Origin of the sequence: Segatella hominis (assembly GCF_004535825.1) — a bacterium.
Taxonomy (GTDB): Bacteria; Bacteroidota; Bacteroidia; order Bacteroidales; family Bacteroidaceae; genus Prevotella; species Prevotella hominis.
Window position 1 is genome coordinate 15,061 of record NZ_SGVY01000007.1, and the last position, 18,528, is coordinate 33,588.

The 18,528-nt window shown below is 43.8% G+C and carries 11 protein-coding genes, 3 tRNA genes and 1 pseudogene; 13 read left to right on the plus strand and 2 right to left on the minus strand.

Annotation, left to right across the window (positions count from 1 at the left end; translation table 11 throughout):
- Window positions 1-53: 53 nt before the first annotated feature.
- The 12 genes from guaB to asnS all read left to right on the plus strand — a co-directional run bounded on the left by guaB (window position 54) and on the right by asnS (window position 14,314).
- Window positions 54-1,538: an IMP dehydrogenase gene (guaB, locus tag EXN75_RS03935; protein ID WP_134842853.1), complete on the plus strand. Its 1,485-nt coding sequence runs from the start codon at window positions 54-56 to the stop codon at window positions 1,536-1,538.
- A gap of 10 nt (window positions 1,539-1,548) precedes the next feature.
- A complete protein-coding gene (locus EXN75_RS03940) occupies window positions 1,549-2,976 on the plus strand; it encodes a peptidylprolyl isomerase (RefSeq protein ID WP_118119019.1) in 1,428 nt (475 codons plus the stop codon).
- 12 nt (window positions 2,977-2,988) lie between these two features.
- The gene (locus tag EXN75_RS03945) at window positions 2,989-4,440 is read left to right on the plus strand and encodes a peptidylprolyl isomerase (RefSeq protein WP_134842854.1); all 1,452 of its coding nucleotides are present in this window, start codon (window positions 2,989-2,991) and stop codon (window positions 4,438-4,440) included.
- Window positions 4,437-6,116: an OstA-like protein gene (locus EXN75_RS03950; protein ID WP_134842855.1), complete on the plus strand. Its 1,680-nt coding sequence runs from the start codon at window positions 4,437-4,439 to the stop codon at window positions 6,114-6,116. Before EXN75_RS03945 ends, EXN75_RS03950 begins: the two co-directional genes overlap by 4 nt.
- A 38-nt stretch (window positions 6,117-6,154) precedes the next feature.
- Window positions 6,155-7,996, plus strand: a complete 1,842-nt coding sequence (gene mutL, locus EXN75_RS03955) for a DNA mismatch repair endonuclease MutL (protein WP_134842856.1) — start codon at window positions 6,155-6,157, stop codon at window positions 7,994-7,996.
- Between the two features lie 161 nt (window positions 7,997-8,157).
- On the plus strand, window positions 8,158-9,306 hold the full coding sequence (locus EXN75_RS03960) for an OmpA family protein (protein ID WP_134842857.1): 1,149 nt from the start codon (window positions 8,158-8,160) through the stop codon (window positions 9,304-9,306).
- 225 nt (window positions 9,307-9,531) lie between these two features.
- Window positions 9,532-9,606: transfer RNA gene (locus tag EXN75_RS03965), tRNA-Val, on the plus strand.
- A 26-nt stretch (window positions 9,607-9,632) separates the two neighbouring features.
- Window positions 9,633-9,707, plus strand: a tRNA-Val gene (locus tag EXN75_RS03970).
- Window positions 9,708-9,757: 50 nt separating this feature from the next.
- Window positions 9,758-9,835, plus strand: a tRNA-Val gene (locus tag EXN75_RS03975).
- 126 nt (window positions 9,836-9,961) lie between these two features.
- Window positions 9,962-11,308: an adenylosuccinate lyase gene (gene purB, locus EXN75_RS03980; RefSeq protein ID WP_118119009.1), complete on the plus strand. Its 1,347-nt coding sequence runs from the start codon at window positions 9,962-9,964 to the stop codon at window positions 11,306-11,308.
- A 102-nt stretch (window positions 11,309-11,410) separates the two neighbouring features.
- Window positions 11,411-12,871, plus strand: coding sequence for a pseudouridine synthase (locus EXN75_RS03985; protein WP_134842858.1), 1,461 nt, complete (start codon window positions 11,411-11,413; stop codon window positions 12,869-12,871).
- A 15-nt stretch (window positions 12,872-12,886) separates the two neighbouring features.
- The gene (gene asnS, locus EXN75_RS03990; RefSeq protein ID WP_134842859.1) at window positions 12,887-14,314 is read left to right on the plus strand and encodes an asparagine--tRNA ligase; all 1,428 of its coding nucleotides are present in this window, start codon (window positions 12,887-12,889) and stop codon (window positions 14,312-14,314) included.
- A gap of 526 nt (window positions 14,315-14,840) precedes the next feature.
- Here asnS and EXN75_RS17590 read toward each other — a convergent pair.
- Both EXN75_RS17590 and EXN75_RS18115 read right to left on the minus strand, forming a co-directional pair.
- Window positions 14,841-14,945: a smalltalk protein gene (locus EXN75_RS17590; RefSeq protein WP_342776596.1), complete on the minus strand. Its 105-nt coding sequence runs from the start codon at window positions 14,943-14,945 to the stop codon at window positions 14,841-14,843.
- A gap of 188 nt (window positions 14,946-15,133) precedes the next feature.
- Window positions 15,134-15,724, minus strand: a pseudogene (locus EXN75_RS18115) (HU family DNA-binding protein); the annotation flags it as partial.
- Between the two features lie 1,574 nt (window positions 15,725-17,298).
- Between EXN75_RS18115 and trpS the strand changes: the two are divergent.
- Complete coding sequence (gene trpS, locus EXN75_RS04000) at window positions 17,299-18,387, plus strand: tryptophan--tRNA ligase (protein WP_118118573.1); 1,089 nt, start codon at window positions 17,299-17,301, stop codon at window positions 18,385-18,387.
- Window positions 18,388-18,528 lie beyond the last annotated feature (141 nt).

Here is an 18,528-nt window from a genome sequence, read left to right on the forward strand (position 1 = left end):
TCTGAAATATTATTGCTAAATTTGCACGCAATAAATTTTTAAAAGGTTACAATATGTCATCATTTGTTGCAGATAAAATTGTAATGGACGGTCTCACTTACGACGACGTCCTTCTTATTCCTGCTTATTCAGAGGTACTGCCTAAAGAGGTAGAGTTGAAAACCAAATTTTCTCGTAACATCGAGTTGAATGTCCCATTCGTCACAGCTGCGATGGACACTGTTACTGAGGCTTCAATGGCGATTGCTATCGCCCGTGAAGGTGGTATCGGTGTGATTCACAAGAACATGACTATCGAGGAACAGGCTCGTCAGGTCGCTATCGTTAAGCGTGCTGAGAATGGTATGATTTATGACCCTGTCACTATCCGTCGTGGCAGTACAGTGAAGGACGCTCTTGATATGATGCATGATTATCATATCGGTGGTATTCCTGTAGTTGATGACGAGAATCACTTGGTTGGTATTGTTACAAACCGTGACCTTCGTTTCGAGCGTCATTTGGACAAGAAGATTGATGAGGTCATGACAAGTGAAAATCTTGTAACTACACATCTTCAGACAGACTTGATTGCAGCTGCCCAGATTCTTCAGGAAAATAAAATTGAGAAGTTGCCAGTAGTTGACAACGCTAATCATCTTGTTGGTTTGATTACCTATAAGGATATCACCAAGGCTAAGGATAAACCGATGGCTTGCAAGGATGAGAAGGGTCGTCTCCGTGTGGCTGCAGGTGTTGGTGTCACTGTAGATACTTTAGATCGTGCCAAGGCTTTGGTTGAAGCAGGTGCTGATGCTATCGTTATTGATACTGCCCATGGTCATTCTAAGGGTGTAGTTGAGAAGTTGCATCAGGTTAAGGCTGCTTTCCCTAACGTAGATGTTGTCGTTGGTAATGTTGCAACAGGTGCTGCTGCTAAGTATCTGGTTGAAAATGGTGCTGATGGCGTGAAAGTAGGTATTGGCCCAGGTTCTATCTGTACTACTCGTGTGGTTGCCGGTGTAGGTGTTCCTCAGTTGAGCGCTATCTATGATGTATATTCAGCATTGCAGGGCACTGGTGTTCCATTGATTGCTGATGGTGGTCTCCGCTATTCTGGTGATGTCGTTAAGGCATTGGCTGCCGGTGGTAGCTGCGTAATGATTGGTTCACTTGTTGCAGGTACAGAGGAAAGTCCTGGTGATACTATTATCTTCAATGGCCGTAAGTTCAAGAGCTATCGCGGTATGGGTTCTTTGGAAGCAATGGAGCAGAAGAATGGTTCTAAGGACCGTTATTTCCAGGGTGATACAAAGGATGCGAAGAAACTTGTACCAGAAGGAATCGCAGGTCGTGTTCCTTACAAAGGAACCGTTCAGGAAGTTATCTACCAGTTGATTGGTGGCTTGCGTTCAGGTATGGGCTATTGTGGTGCTGCCACTATCGGAAATCTTCACAATGCGAAGTTTACCCGTATTACTAATGCTGGTGTATTGGAGAGCCATCCACATGATATCACAATCACAAGTGAGGCTCCAAACTATAGTCGTCCAGAATAATTAATTTGATATGAAATTTTATGCGCTGATTTCTGCTATGCTTCTCTCGGGGAGCATAGCTTTTGCTCAAAATGATCCTACAGTTATGACGATTAACGGCAAGCCTGTTACTCGTTCTGAATTTGAGTACTCTTATAATAAGAACAATTCTAATGGCGTCATTGACAAGAAAACCGTAAAGGAGTATGTGGATTTGTTTGTCAACTACAAGTTGAAGGTTTTGGCGGCATTGGATGCAAAGGTTGATACCTTGTCTTCTTTTAAGAAGGAATTTGAAACTTATAGAGATCAACAGGTGAGACCTTCTTTTATTACATCAGATGATGTGGAGAAAGAGGCGCGTAAGATTTATAAAGAAACTCAAGAGCGTATAGATGGAGCAGGTGGTATGGTTAAGCCTGCTCACATCTTGATTTTACTTAACCAGAAAGCTACTCCTGCAGAACAGAATGCAGCTAAGGCAAAGGCTGATTCTATTTATAAGGTCTTGAGTCGCGGTGCAGATTTTGCAGAGATGGCTAAGAAATATTCTGATGACAAGGGAACTGCCCAGAAAGGTGGCGAGTTGCCTTGGATTACCAGAGGACAGACAGTCAAGGCTTTCGAGGATGCTGCTTATTCCATGAAGGTGGGCAAGTTGCACGCTCCTGTATTGTCTGAGTTTGGCTACCATATCATTAAATTGAATGGTAAACAGAATTTCTTTCCTTATGACTCCTTGAAGAATGATATTTATCGTTTTATTGATGCAAGGGGTATTAGAGAAAAAATTATTGATGAGAAATTAGATTCTTTAGTTAAAAACGAGCAATCTTCTTCTGCCAAGGAAACTTTATTGGAGAAGAAGGCTGAAGAGTTGTCTGCTAAGGATTCTGACTTGAAATATCTGATACAGGAATATCACGACGGTCTCTTGTTGTATGAGATCAGCAATCGTCTTGTATGGGATAAAGCGGCAAAAGATGAACAAGGATTGGCTTCCTATTTTGCCAAGAATAAGAAGAAATATAAGTGGGAACAGCCTCGCTTTAAGGGGATCGCCTATCATGTGAAGAATGAAGCCGATATCAAGGCGGTTAAAAAGAGTGTAAAGGGCAAGCCTTTTGTAGAATGGGCTGAAATCCTGCGTAATACTTTCAATAAGGATTCGGTGATCCGTATCCGTGTTGAAAAGGGTATATTTAAGCAAGGTGATCATGCATTGGTAGATAAGATGGTTTTCCATAAGGATACTACGGTGCAGGCAGTCAAGGATTATCCTTTCGATGCTACTTTCGGAAAAGTTCTGAAAAAGGGTCCAGAGGATTATACTGACGTGAAGGCTTTGGTTGTTGCCGACTATCAGGACCAGTTGGAGAAAGATTGGGTGGCAACATTAAGAAAAAAATATCCTGTATTTGTGGACGAGAAAGTCCTGGATACAGTCAATAAACATTAAAAAGGAAAATTCATGAATCTTGAAAATAAAATAGGTCTGGCATTTGTTGCTTTGTTGTTCTTGGTTGGTATTTCTGCTAATGCCAACAAAGCATTGCGTGGCTTTGCTGCGCAGGATGCAGACTCTTCTCAAGTGGATTCAACTCCTGGTGACAGTCAGGTGATTAATGAAGCCAGTATTGTAGATGAGGTGATATGGGTAGTAGGTGACGAACCTATATTGAAGTCTGAGGTTGAGGCTACCCGTTTGCAGAGTGAGGCTGAAGGAATCAAGTATGCAGGCGATCCGGATTGTTCTATCCCAGAGCAGATAGCCCTGCAGAAGTTGTTCTTGCACCAGGCGGCTATCGATAGTATTGAGGTATCGGAGTCGGAGGTTATGAATGGCATTGATGAGCAAATCAATTACTGGGTTTCGCTTGCGGGTTCTCGTGAGAAGTTGGAGGAATATAGAAAGCAGAGCATCTCACAGATGCGCCAATCCATGCATGATGATTTCAAGAATCGTCAGCTGATACAGAAGATGAAGGAAGAATTGGTCAAGGATATCAAGGTTTCTCCAGCACAGGTGAGACAGTATTTCAAGAATCTTCCTGCCGACAGCATACCTTTTGTGCCAACAGAAGTGGAGGTGGAAATATTGACCAACCAGCCTAAGATTTCCATGGAGGAAATCACTCGTGTCAAGAACGAGCTGCGTGATTTTACCGATCGTGTCAATAAGGGTGAAACTTCTTTCGCCACCTTGGCGCGTCTTTATTCAGAAGACCCGGGTTCTGCACGTATGGGTGGTGAAATGGATTATGTAGGTCGTGGTATGTTGGATCCTGCATTCGCCAATGTAGCGTTCAACTTGACTGACCCTAAGAAGATTTCCAAAATCGTAGAGTCTGAGTTCGGTTATCATATCATCCAGTTGATAGATAAGCGAGGTGATAAAATCAAGGTTCGCCACATTCTTCTGAAGCCAAATGTATCTCAGGAGGCCATTGATAAGTCTTTGTCAAGATTGGATTCGATAGCTACTGACATCAGAAACAAGAAGTTCACATTCGAGGATGCAGCAACGGTCATTTCTGATGATAAGGATACCCGTTCCAACAAGGGTTTGATGGCCAATACTACCCAGGGCGGAACTCGTACATCCCGATTCCAGTTGAAGGACCTTCCTACAGAGGTGGCTCGTGCTATTGACACGATGAAGGTAGGAGAAATCTCTGCACCTTTCACCATGATCAATTCCAGAGGAAAGACAACTTGTGCTATCGTTAAACTTCTCAATAAAGTGGAAGGACATCGTGCTACCATTACAGAGGATTTCCAGGTGATGAAGGATGTTGTCTTGGCTAAAGAACGTGAGAAAACTTTGCATGATTGGGTGGTTGATAAAATCAAGCGTACTTATGTGCGTATGAACGATCGCTACAAAAATTGTAAATTTGAATATCAAGGCTGGGTTAAATGATAAGTAAGAACTTTCTCAATAATAATAACAGGCATAGAATCAAGCTTCTGCTGATTCTATGCCTATTTGGGTTTTGTTTGGTGCAAGCCATGCAGAGTCCTAAGAAAAGAGCTCATCGTCCACATGGCGACCGTGTTTACCTTCTTCATGCGGATGAGCTGAAGTATGATATGTTTGGTAATAATCCTGATGCGCAGATTGTCAAAGGCAAGGTTTCGTTTCTTCATCAGGGAGCGCATCTTACTTGCGACAGTGCCTATTTTTATCAAAACACCAATTCGGTGAAGGCATTCGGACATGTGCATTTCCGTCAGGGTGATACTTTGTCCTTGGTTTGTGACAGGGCAGAATATGACGGTTTGATGCAGATGATGAGAGCCCGCAAAAATGTGGTTTTGCACCATCGCAGACAAGTCCTCCGTACCGACAGTTTGGATTATGACCGTTTGTATGAAATGGCCAACTTCTTCGAAGGTGGAACGCTGATTGATGGCAAGGACCGTCTTGTTTCAGATTGGGGTGAATATCATACCAAAACACGTGAAGCTAAGTTTGTCTTCAATGTGAAACTCCGTAGTGGCAAGGATCTCGTGACTACAGATACCTTATATTATGATGTGAGGAAATCAACTGCCCACATGGTAGGTCCTTCCCGAATTGTCTCCGGCTCCAGCGTGGTCAAAACTGCTGATGGATATTATAATACCAAGACAGATCGTGCCCGGTTGTATGGCCGCTCCACTTTAGTGGATAAGGACAAGACCATTACGGGTGATAGTCTTTACTATGTGAAAGACGGAAACAGTCAGGGCTTCGGTAATGTGATTTACAATGATAAGAGAAACCGCAATACCCTTCACTGCAACTATTTGCGTTATAATGAAAAGACAGGATATGGTTTTGCCACCCGCAATCCGGTAGCCATTGATTATTCACAGAAGGATACTTTGTGGGTGCATTCAGATACCATGAAGATTTATACCTTCCATATCAATACCGATTCTGTTTATCGCAAGGTGCATGCTTACAGCAAAGTGCGAGCTTACCGACAGGATGTCCAGGCAGTTTGCGATTCCATGGTATTTAATTCCCAGGACTCATGTATGACGATGTATAAAGACCCGATTGTATGGAATCTGAATCGTCAACTTCTTGGCGAGGTCATCAAGGTTTACATGAATGACTCCACGGTGCGCATGGCTCATGTCATCGGACAAGCCCTCTCTGTAGATGAAATGCCAGACAGTGTGCATTTCAATCAGGTAACTTCCAAGGAGATGAAGGCCTACTTCGAAAAAGGACAGGCGCGGATGGGCGAGTCTATAGGAAATGTGCAGACCATCTATTTCCTTACCAATGATAAGGATAGTTCACTGGTCGGCATGAACTATATGGAGACCGATACGATGAGAATGTACTTGTCTCCAGAAAGACAGTTGCAGAAGATATGGGCCAATAAGTCCGTAGGTACCTTCTATCCGATAACCCAGGTGCCGCCAGCCAAGTTGAAACTCCCTAATTTCGCTTGGTTTGACGATATCCGTCCAAAGGATAAAAATGATATTTTTGTATGGAGAGGAAAGAGGAAAGACCAGCAGTTGAAGGTGATCAAGCGCCATGCTGCGCCTTTACAGATGCTTTCCGAAAACAAAGGCGGGACGGCTCCAGGAGATTGAGCCGTCTCGATGATTCTGAAAAAGTAATATTATAAAAGATGAGCGATATCATTCAATTATTGCCTGATTCTGTCGCCAATCAAATTGCGGCGGGAGAAGTCATCCAGCGTCCTGCTTCAGTGATTAAGGAGCTGGTGGAAAACGCAGTTGATGCGGGTGCTAAAAAAATAGATGTAGCCGTTGTTGATGCCGGACGAACCAGTATTCAGGTGATCGATGATGGAAAGGGCATGTCGGAAACGGATGCCCGATTGGCTTTTGAGCGCCATGCCACTTCCAAGATTCGCCAGGCAGAAGACCTGTTTAATCTGCATACCAATGGATTCCGTGGTGAGGCCTTGGCTTCTATTGCAGCAGTAGCTCAGGTGGTTCTGAAATCTCGCCAGGAAAGCGATGAGGTCGGAACCCAGTTGTCCATCTCTGGCTCACGTTTTGAGGGACAGGAAGCTTGTTCTTGTTCCGTGGGAAGCATATTCTCAGTGAACAACCTTTTCTATAATGTCCCAGCACGCCGCAAATTTCTGAAGTCCAATTCCACGGAATTAAATAATATCCTGACTGCATTTGAACGCATCGTACTGGTCAATCCGCAGATTGCCTTTACGCTTCACAGCAACAAAACAGAACTGTTTAATCTGAAGGCAGGTAATTTCAGACAGCGTATCATCGATGTATTTGGAAAGCGTATCAATCAGGACCTCTTGCCGGTCAACGTAGAAACCACCATGTGTAAGATTTCTGGTTTTGTGGGAAAGCCAGAAGCTGCACGCAAGAAAGGTGCCCATCAGTTCTTCTTCGTAAACGGACGATATATGAAGCATCCTTATTTCAATAAGGCGGTGATGACTGCTTACGACAGATTGGTTCCACAGGGCGAACAAGTGCCTTATTTTCTGTACTTTGATGTCAATCCCAACGACATCGATGTCAACATCCATCCTACCAAGACAGAAATCAAGTTTGAAAACGAACAGGCTATCTGGCAGATTCTGATGGCAGCCGTCAAGGAATCCATTGGAATGTTCAATGATGTGCCTTCCATCGATTTTGATACAGAAGACAAACCGGATATTCCGGTGTATAATCCGGATATGATACCTTCTGCTTCTGCCCCGAAGATTAGCTTAAATCCGCATTACAATCCATTCAAGTCCTCCCCGTCATCCGGGAAACCTGCTGCAGCAAAGCCGGTGGATGAACAGTGGGAACAGTTGTATGAAGGATTGAATGATCAGGATTCGGTGGAAAGAGAAGCCGATATCTTTGAGTCGGAAAATGAAGCGGAAATCAATACATCCCAAAGTATTTTAGCCGAAAAGTCACCAGCACATTATCAATATAAAGGTAAGTATGTGATGACAGCGGTGAAGTCAGGACTGATGATCATAGACCAGCATCGGGCACATGTGAGAGTGCTTTATGAACGATATCTTGAGCAGATTCAGCAACAGACGAGTCATTCCCAAAAAGTCCTTTTCCCGGAGGTACTTCAATTCCCGGTTTCCGACGAAGTAATCTTGGAAAAACTTTTGCCAGAGATGAGCAAGATGGGATTTGAATTGGATGATCTGGGTGGAGGAAGTTATGCCGTCAATGCAATTCCTACCGGACTGGATGGCGTAAACCCGCTACATCTGGTACAGGATATGGTTTTCTCTGCCAAGGAAAAGGGAGTGAAGGCTCTGGATGAAGTACATCAGTCGTTGGCTCTGACATTGGCACGAAATGCAGCCATTCCGCAGGGACAGGTATTGAGCAATGAAGAGATGGAATCCCTTGTCAATGACCTGTTTGCATGTAGCAATGTCAACTATACTCCGGATGGCAAAAATGTGCTTTGTATTCTCAAACAGCAGGAAATTGAGCATCTTTTAGGCTAAAATGGGGTTTAAAATGGAAAAAAGACAACTTTTTTTAGAAAAAAGTGCATTTTTTTTATGAAAATAGGAAAAAATTAAAAAATAAGTAGTAATTTTGCCTCCAAAATATAAAAGGTGATTTGTTTTAATGAATTATATATTGATTGTTAAATATTAAAGTTATGAAAAAGTTATTAGCTGTACTGGCATTTGCCGGTCTTTCATTAAGTGGATTTGCTCAGGATGCAACTCCTACAGAGAAGTATAGTGTTGCTACAAACTCTTTCTGGAGTAATTGGTTTATTCAGGCTGGTGCTGAGTGGAATGCTTGGTATTCAAGCGAGGAACACGGTCAGAATTTCGCAACAAGCCCTTTCAAGAAGTTCCGTTCTAATCCTGGTGCTTCTGTAGCTATCGGTAAGTGGTTTACTCCTGGTATCGGTTTGCGTACCAAGTTGCAGGGTATCTGGGGTAAGGAAGTTTATGATCCTACAACAGGTGCACAGGGCAAGTTCAATAAGTATTGGCTTTTGAATGAGCACGTCATGTTCAACGTCAGCAACTTGATCTGGGGTTACAATGAGAACCGTGTTTGGAATGTAATTCCATTCGTCGGTGGTGGTATTGGCCGTACAATGACTAACAACTTGTATTCAATGGACCTCAGTGCAGGTGTCCAGTCAACTTGGAAGGTAGCTAAGCACCTCAATGTTTATCTTGAGGCTGGTTGGAACCGTATCGAGAGTGATATCGATGGTGGTATCGAGGACGGACACCGCGGTTGGGATACTCATGATAATAACCTCTATGCAGAGGTAGGTTTGCAGTTCAACCTTGGCAAGTCTAACTGGAAGAAGACTCCAGACGTAGATGCTATCAATGCTCTCCATCAGTCAGAGCTCGATGCACTCAATGCTAAGTTGAACGATGCTAATGCAGAGAACGATCGTTTGAAGCAGAAGCTTGCTGAGCAGAAGCCAGTAGAGACTCCAGAAGCAGTTAAGGAGTTTGTTAACACTCCAGTATCTGTATTCTTCAACATCAACAAGACCAACGTTGCTTCTCAGCAGGATTTGGTTAACGTACAGGCTATTGCTAAGTACGCTAAGCAGAATGGTTCTAAGTTGCTCGTTAATGGTTATGCTGATAACGCAACTGGTACTCCAGAGATCAACCAGAAGCTTTCTGAGGGTCGTGCAGAGGCTGTTGCTGCAGAGCTCGTTAAGATGGGTGTAGAGAAGAGCAACATCACTACTCGTGCTAACGGTGGTTCAGATGAACTTTCTCCAATCTCATTCAACCGTCGTGCTACTGTTCAGATTGCAGACTAATCTATATTAGATATATATCTTAAGGGAGGATGTGTCATAAAAGCGTGGCACATCCTCCTTTTTTTAATGAGAAATGAGAAATTACAAATGAGAAATGAGAAAGGGGGAAAAAGGGGGATTTTTAGGAGGAAATGAAGTTTTTTGAAGAAAAAGAGAAAAAAGTTGCGAAAAAATTTGGTGGAATGAAATAAAGTTCGTACCTTTGCACCCGCTTACGAAACATAAGGGCGTTTAGCTCAGCTGGTTTAGAGCATCTGCCTTACAAGCAGAGGGTCGGCGGTTCGAATCCGTCAACGCCCACTCAAAAATAACTTTACGTAACGTAAGGGCGCTTAGCTCAGCTGGTTTAGAGCATCTGCCTTACAAGCAGAGGGTCGGCGGTTCGAATCCGTCAGCGCCCACTATAGGGGTGGTTCCCTGTGGTTCATTTGAGTTGCAGGGAATATTTTTAGGGCGTTTAGCTCAGCTGGTTTAGAGCATCTGCCTTACAAGCAGAGGGTCGGCGGTTCGAATCCGTCAACGCCCACCAGGAAGGTTTCACAATATTTGTGGAACCTTTTTTGTTTTTTAAGCTAATTTATCATTATTTCTTCTGTCTTCTCAGATTATTTTTCTACCTTTGCAGCCTAATTAGATATATTAATACGTATTAGTTATGAATTTAGATTTGTTGACAGCCATATCACCTATTGATGGCCGTTATAGGGGAAAGACAGAAGCGCTTGCTAATTATTATTCAGAGTTTGCGCTGATTCGTTATCGTGTAAGAGTTGAAATAGAGTATTTCATTACTTTGTGCGAATTGCCATTGCCGCAATTAGCATCCTTTGATCATGCTCTTTTCGAGCGTTTACGTGACATCTACCGTAATTTGGATGAGAACGAAGCACAGCGTGTGAAGGATATTGAGAAAATAACCAATCACGATGTGAAGGCTGTCGAGTATTTTATCAAAGAAGAATTTGATAAGATCGGTGGCTTGGATGCTTATAAGGAGTTTATCCATTTCGGACTTACATCTCAAGATATCAACAATACCAGTGTTCCTCTCTCTGTCAAGGAATCTCTGGAACAGGTGTACTATCCTCAGGTAGAGGAACTCATTGCTCAGTTGCAGACCTATGCTGATGAGTGGAAGGATGTTCCAATGTTGGCAAAGACACACGGACAGCCAGCTTCTCCTACTCGTTTGGGTAAGGAAATCATGGTGTATGTCTATCGTCTCACAGAACAGCTCAATTCTTTGAAAGCCTGCAAGATCACTGCCAAGTTTGGTGGTGCTACTGGCAACTACAATGCCCACCACGTAGCTTATCCAGAGTTCGACTGGAAGGCATTCGGCAACAAGTTTGTCAGCGAAAAGTTGGGCTTGGAGCGTGAACAATATACTACTCAGATTAGCAATTACGACTATCTGGGCGCCATCTTTGATGCCATTCGTCGTATCAACACCATCATCATCGATTTGGATCGTGACTTCTGGATGTATATCTCTATGGAGTACTTCAAGCAGAAGATTAAGGCTGGCGAGGTAGGTTCCAGTGCGATGCCTCATAAGGTAAACCCTATCGACTTCGAGAACAGTGAGGGTAACTTGGGTATTGCCAATGCCATCCTTCAGTTTTTGGCGCAGAAGTTGCCAGTAAGCCGTTTGCAGCGCGACCTGACCGACAGTACCGTTCTTCGCAATATCGGTGTACCTATGGGTCATGGTGTGATTGCCATTCAGAGCACCTTGAAAGGCTTGCGCAAGTTGATCTTGCACGAAGAGAAGTTGCAGGAAGATTTGAACAATACATGGGCAGTAGTAGCTGAGGCTATACAGACTATCTTGCGTCGTGAGGCATATCCACATCCATACGAAGCACTGAAGGCTTTGACACGTACCAATAAGCACATGACAGAGGAAACCATTCATGAATTTATCCAAGGCTTGAACGTTAGTGATAGCGTGAAGGCGGAATTGATGGCGATTACCCCAAGTAACTATACTGGTATCTAAGGAATAGATGTGGCGTAAACTCTTAAAGAAATAATTAATTATAATATTAACAAATAAGATTTACTAACCCAGCCGTGAGGCTATTATTAAGAATTAATGACTATGGATTCAGAAATCGAAAACAAAGCTCAAGGTCAATCTACTGAGAGTGAGGGAACCCGTGAGGGAGGTTATAACCCAGCAGGTGGTTATCAGAGAAATTATCACAGTAACGGACGCCCACAGCGTCCACGTATTAACTCGCAGCGTGCTTATAGCAGCGACAGAGGCAGCAGTAATAGCGAGGGTGGTTTCCGCCCTGAAGGCTTCGGCGCTGGCTTGCAGAGCTCAAATGGTGAACATTCTCAGCAGCGTGGTGGCTATCAGTCACGTGGCGGCTATGGTCGTCCACAGGGTGGTGGCTATAATAACAATCGTGCCGGTGGTTATCAGCCACGTCAGCAGGCAGGTGGTTATCGTCCACGCTACAACAATAATAATAACGATACTGAAGGCGGTTACCAGCCACGTCAGCAGGGCGGTTATCAGGCTCGTCAGCAGGGTGGTTATCAGCCACGTCAGCAGGGCGGTTACCAGCCACGTCAGCAGGGCGGTTATCAGAATCGTCAGCAGGGCGGTGGTTACAACAACAACCGTGGTGGCTACAACAACAACCGTGGTGGTGGCTACAACAACAACCGTGGCGGTGGTTACAACAACAACCGTGGCGGCTACAACAACAACCGTGGTGGCTACAACAACAATCGTGGCGGCGGCTATCGACAGCACACTCCTGGCTATGATCCAAATGCAAAGTATAGCTTGAAGAAGCGTATTGAGTACAAGGAGGAGAACTTCGATCCAACAGAGCCATTGCGTTTGAACAAGTTCCTTGCCAATGCAGGTGTATGCTCTCGCCGTGAGGCTGATGAGTTCATCCAGGCAGGAGTTGTTACAGTCAATGGTGAGGTTGTAACAGAGTTGGGTACCAAGATTCTCCGCACCGATGAGGTGAAGTTCCATGACGCACCAGTATCATTGGAGAAGAAGGTATATGTATTGCTCAACAAGCCAAAGGATTACGTGACAACCAGCGATGATCCACAGCAGCGCAAGACTGTGATGGATCTTGTCAAGGACGTATGCCCAGAGCGTATCTATCCAGTAGGTCGTCTCGACCGCAACACCACAGGTGTCCTCCTTCTCACCAACGATGGTGATTTGGCAAGTAAGTTGACACATCCTAAGTTCCTGAAGAAGAAGGTTTATCATGTACATCTCGACAAGAACATCACTGCTCACGACTTGCAGCAGATTCGTGATGGTATCACTTTGGATGACGGCGAGATCAAGGCAGACGCAGTAGATTATGCAGACGAGCGCGACAAGGCACAGGTGGGCATCGAAATCCACAGTGGCAAGAACCGTATCGTTCGCCGTATCTTCGAGAGCCTCGGTTATCGTGTTACCAAGCTCGACCGTGTACAGTTTGCAGGTTTGACCAAGAAGAACCTTCGTCGCGGTGACTGGCGCTTCCTCACAGAGAAAGAGGTTGACATGCTCCGCATGGGTGCTTTTGAATAAGAAATAATAAAAACAATGGAAAAAGTAAAAAGAACTAAAGTCGTAGATTTGCTCAAGAGCACAGCCTACGATTCAATCGTGAATGTAAAGGGATGGGTGCGTACCCATCGTAGTAGCAAAGCAGTCGATTTTATCGCTCTTAACGATGGTTCTACTATTAATAATATTCAGATAGTAGTCGACCCATCCAAGGTCGATGAGAATCAGCTCCGTCAGATCACTACAGGTGCTTGCATCAGCGTTGTAGGTACTTTGGTAGAGAGTCAGGGTGCCGGTCAGAGCGTAGAGATCCAGTGCGAAAGCATAGAGATTTACGGACTCTGCGGCGGTGATTATCCAATGCAGAAGAAGGGCCAGAGTTTCGAGTATATGCGTCAGTATGCTCATCTCCGTCTCCGTACCAATACCTTTGGTGCAGTGATGCGTATCCGTCACAACATGGCAATGGCTATCCACACCTATTTCCATGAGCATGGATATTTCTATTTCAACACACCGCTTATCACAGCCAGCGACTGCGAGGGAGCCGGTCAGATGTTCCAGGTAACCACCAAGAACCTCTACAATCTGAAGAAGACAGAGGATGGCAAGATAGACTATTCAGATGATTTCTTCGGCAAGCAGACTTCCCTTACCGTGTCAGGTCAGTTGGAAGGCGAGTTGGGAGCCACAGCCTTGGGTGCTATCTACACATTCGGTCCAACCTTCCGTGCAGAGAACAGTAACACCCCTCGCCACTTGGCAGAGTTCTGGATGGTAGAGCCAGAGGTAGCTTTCTTGGATATGGACGGTTTGATGGAGTTGGAGGAAGATTTCATCAAGTATTGTATCCGTTGGGCGTTGGAACATTGCAAGGACGATTTGGCATTCCTGAACAAGATGATCGACAAGGGTCTGATAGCCCGTTTGGAAGGCGTCTTGAATTCCGACTTCGTACATCTCCCATATACCGAGGGAATCCGCATCCTGCAGGAGGCAATTGCCAATGGCAAGAAGTTTGAGTTCCCATGCGAGTGGGGTGATGACTTAGCATCCGAGCACGAGCGCTTCCTGGTAGAGGAGCACTTCAAGCGTCCAGTCATCATGACCAACTATCCAAAGGCTATCAAGGCATTCTATATGAAGATAGACGAGGAGGAGAGCGGTTTCGGAGGCAAGAGCGGTCAGACCGTTCAGGGCACCGATGTCCTGTTCCCACAGATTGGTGAGATCATTGGCGGTTCAGTTCGTGAGGAAAGCTATGACAAGTTGATGGGAGAGATTGAGGCACGCAACATACCAATGAAGGATATGAGTTGGTATCTCGATACCCGCAAGTACGGCTCATGCCCACACGCAGGTTTCGGACTCGGTTTCGAGCGTCTGATACTCTTCGTAACCGGTATGCAGAACATCCGTGACGTGATTCCATTCCCACGTACACCAAAGAACGCAGAGTTCTAAAAAGAATACGATAAAAAGATAGAGAGGGTGTGTCATGAGTCCATGGCGCACCCTTTTTGTATTACATTCTAAGGATTAGCGTTAATGTTGTTAAAAAGAAAGAGAAAAAATGATATAGTTTCAATAGAAATAAGTATATTTGCATATTTGAAAGTGGTTAATAGCTTTCTTGTGAAAGAAGGTTACTTAGGCAACTGAAGTTTTTACAATCTTCAGTGAATTAGTTTCGTAAATTAGTTTTAAAGAAAATTGTAGTTTAAAACCCCCAACTGTGAAGCTGGAGGTTTTTGTTTTATAAAGGGGCATTATAGCCATTTGATTCGTAATGCCTTCAATGATATTGACCAGAAATAACCATGACCAAATGACCACTGTTCTAAAGTGATTATTCCGTTCATGTCATAAAACAATGAAAGCCCCCAGCTATCTCAGCTGAGGGCTTGCTTTTGTAATACACAGCAAAAAAATGCAAAGTGCTAAAAAACATATTTATGATGGATATTTGCTTGAACGCAATATTTTTACTTTATCCCACACAACTCGTTATGCCGAGCGTGGTTGCAAGCGCCGTTAAGACGCTGATGGCGATTTGAAGAATGGTCTTCCATGTGTCTGCTTTCATCTTACTCATTTTGATTCAATTTTAAAGGTTAAACTTAAATTCTTTGTGTGTTTCACATGAGGTTAATATTCCTTCTACAGTTCGTTGTCCTCGCCGCTGCCGTCCTGTCCTGCGTCGCCCTTATTGTCGCCGCTTGGGTTGGAACCAGTGCCTTGGCTGGTGCCGCCGTTCTGTTCGGTGTTACCTCCTGCAGGAGTGCCACCGCTTGGGTTAGAGCCACCGCCATCTGAGCTGTCGCCAGGAGTAGTTGGAGTGTTGATGTCCACGTTGGCTTTGCCCTCCTTGATGGCCTTGATGACTGCAGCCTGAGCGCTACGGCTGGCTACGAGGTTGAATTCTGCATCGGCAATGAGGTTCTTGAACTCAGCGCCAGGCTCCCACTGAACCTTCACATCGGTGATGTTCTGAGCGGTGAACTTGTCGGCATCCTCAGCGCCCTTGGATGAGAGGAGGATGGAGAAATCGCCGAGATCGCCCAGACGGATTTTCTTGCCTTCGAGGAGTTGCTCTCTCATGCAATCCACGGTCATGTAGAGAATGGCAGAGATGTCTGCGCGAGAATAGACGCTGCCGTGGCTGGAGATGTGCTTGGCAAACTTCTCGATGGTCATCACATCAGAATACTGAGATACGGCGAAGGCATTCTTCTTCTCGGTCTTCACCAGGTTGAGGTCGGTCTGGTCGGGGTTCTTACCCTCTCGTTTTGCCTGGTTGATACGTGATTTAGCCTGATTGATAGCAAGGAGGTTACTGTTCACTGAGCGCATGGTAATACTGTAGTTAATCATACTTTGTGTGTTTTGATGGTTGATATTTCAATTCCCCAGAAGCCCCGTTTCTTGCCCTTATTTGGGTCGTTATTGATGTCTGGCGCCTTACATCAATCGAGATTCAAATGTGTCGTCTGTAAAGACCGACTTTCGGTACAAGAGAAGCTTTCTTTCGATTGCTGGTGCAAAGGTACAACAATTTGGAGTTGAAAACAAATTTTTCCGCTACAGATTTTTTAGGGGTGTCTGTAAGTGTCTGACTGATAGTGTTTTATAACGATATTTCGGAAATCAATTGCTGCATTTTGATAGAATTGGAAGAAAATGAAGGAAGCGGCTCAGAAATTTCAGAAAAGCGGTCATTTCCGGTCATGGTCATTTTCGGTCAAAATCATTTTCGGGGCGCTCGGTCATCCTATAATATAATATAAATAAATATTTATATTATATTATAGACCATTTTGACCGATTTCATTTTCATTTTGACCGAAAATGACCATGACCGATTTTGACCGGATTTTGTTTTCTTCATAGCAAGTGTTTAGTGTATAAGATATAGTTAGAAGTACTTGACTATCAGTGCGTTATATGATTATTGAAACCCTCTTTTTCTCTCCAGAAAAATCTTATTCTTATATGCTCCTGTCTCTCAAATTCTAAGAAAATCCATGTTCAATATCCATTTCTTGCCTATCATTTTGTTGTGTTTCTTTACTAAACAGCATTTTGGGTACTTGATTTGTGTATTTCTGCTTCATTTTTTCGCCATTTTCGAGGAGTTTAAATCGCAAAAATAGCCTCAAAAATAACTTTTTCCGTTAAAGAAAGCATTAAATGTGGTATTATATGATAGTTTGCTAATCTTTGCCCGAATAACAAAAATATAGAACATTCCTAAAGATGATAAATCTTATTGGATAATCTATGGTAAGCAAATGATTGTAGTTATAAGCTTCAACATCAAGTACTTATACAATATCTGTTTGGAAAGTAGATTCTTCTATAGATAGTTAAGTTTTTAATTTTTTTATGGACAAATCGTAAATACAGCGATGCTTACAATTAGAGACGAAGCTATTATAATAGGTATAAAGAAATCTCTATTAAAAGCGTATTTTTCAGCTTATTCTTTCACTTATAAGCTCAAAACTGCGTATTTTTTTCACTATAACCCACTTTTTTGAACACTAAAAAATAGTTTTTTAGAGCGAAATCGGTTATTCGCAACTATTCTGAAATGCTTTGCCAGACTTACAATGTAATATTCCAGTCATTTGGTCAAAGTCATTTTCGGTCATTTTCATTTTCAATTTTCTTCCTTTCACGCCACCATCCACGGTCACAACGAGTTTTCCGCTAAAGCCTGTCCTTGCTTCGACGTGAAGAAGGAGCTGGCTCCCTATTTTGAGAAAGGAGTGGAATAATCAAGTAAAAAGCGTATGCTCTCATTACGAGGGGCATACGCTTTTTCTGGTCTATATCCTATGTATTTTCTCTAATTCAATCACTTTTAGGACAATTAATTGCGGTTATATTTTGTTTTTTGACTAAATAAATGTACCTTTGCAGGCAAAAACATAAATTGTAAGTAAATGGGAAAGATTATATTGACGGGAGACCGTCCTACTGGTAAACTCCACTTGGGTCATTATATCGGTTCGCTTCAGCGACGTGTGCAGCTGCAGAATGCTGGCGACTTCGACAAAATGTTTGTGTTCATGGCTGATGTTCAGGCACTGACTGACAACGCTGATAACCCTGAGAAGATTAGACAGAATATCACTGAGGTGGCTCTCGACTACCTTTCTGCTGGTCTTGATCCACAGAAATGTACTCTCTATATCCAGAGTATGATTCCGGAATTGGCTGAGTTGACTACCTACTTGATGAACCTCATCTCTGTATCTCGCGTGCAGAGAAATCCTACCGTGAAGACGGAAATCAAGATGCGTAACTTCGAGGCGAATATCCCATTGGGCTTCTTCTGCTATCCTGTGAGCCAGGCTGCCGATATTACTGCCTTCAAGGCTACTACCGTTCCTGCTGGTGAGGACCAGGAGCCTATGCTGGAGGTGACTCGTGAACTGGTGCGCCGATTCAATCAGATCTATGCGCCTGTATTGGTGGAACCTGAGATCCTGCTCCCTGAAAATGCGGTTTGCCGTCGCCTTCCTGGTACCGATGGTAAGGAGAAGATGAGCAAGAGTTTGGGCAACTGCATCTATCTGAGCGATGATGAGAAGACTGTTTGGAAGAAGGTGAAGAAGATGTCGAATGGTGAGCCTCGCATGAGCATGGAGGAGCCTGGACATTTGGAGGGCAATGCCGTGTTCACCTACATGGAGGCTTTCTCTACTGATGAGGACTTCGCTGAGTTCTGGCCTGAATTCAAATCTCTCGATGAACTGAAGGAGCAGTATGTGAAGGGTGGTATCGGTGATGGTACTTGCAAGAAGTTCTTGAACAGTGTGCTCAACAAGATGCTCGACCCTATCCGTGCCCGCCGTCATGAGTTTGAGCAGGATATTCCTGAGGTGTTCAATATCCTGAAGAAGGGTAGTGAGGATGCGCGTGAATTTGCTGCGCAGACAATGGATGAGGTGCGCAAGGCTATGCGTATCGACTACTTCAGTGATGCTGCCTATATTGAGGAGCAGGCTGCGAAATATAGAATTAAATGAGAAATTACAAATTAGAAATGAGAAATGAAAAGGCAAAAGTTATCGTCAGCTGGTAACTTTTGTCTTTTTTATATTATTATGATATGTTTTTAACGCAAAAAACAAAATAATTTCTTTTCTTATCCTTTGTTCTCGCTTTTT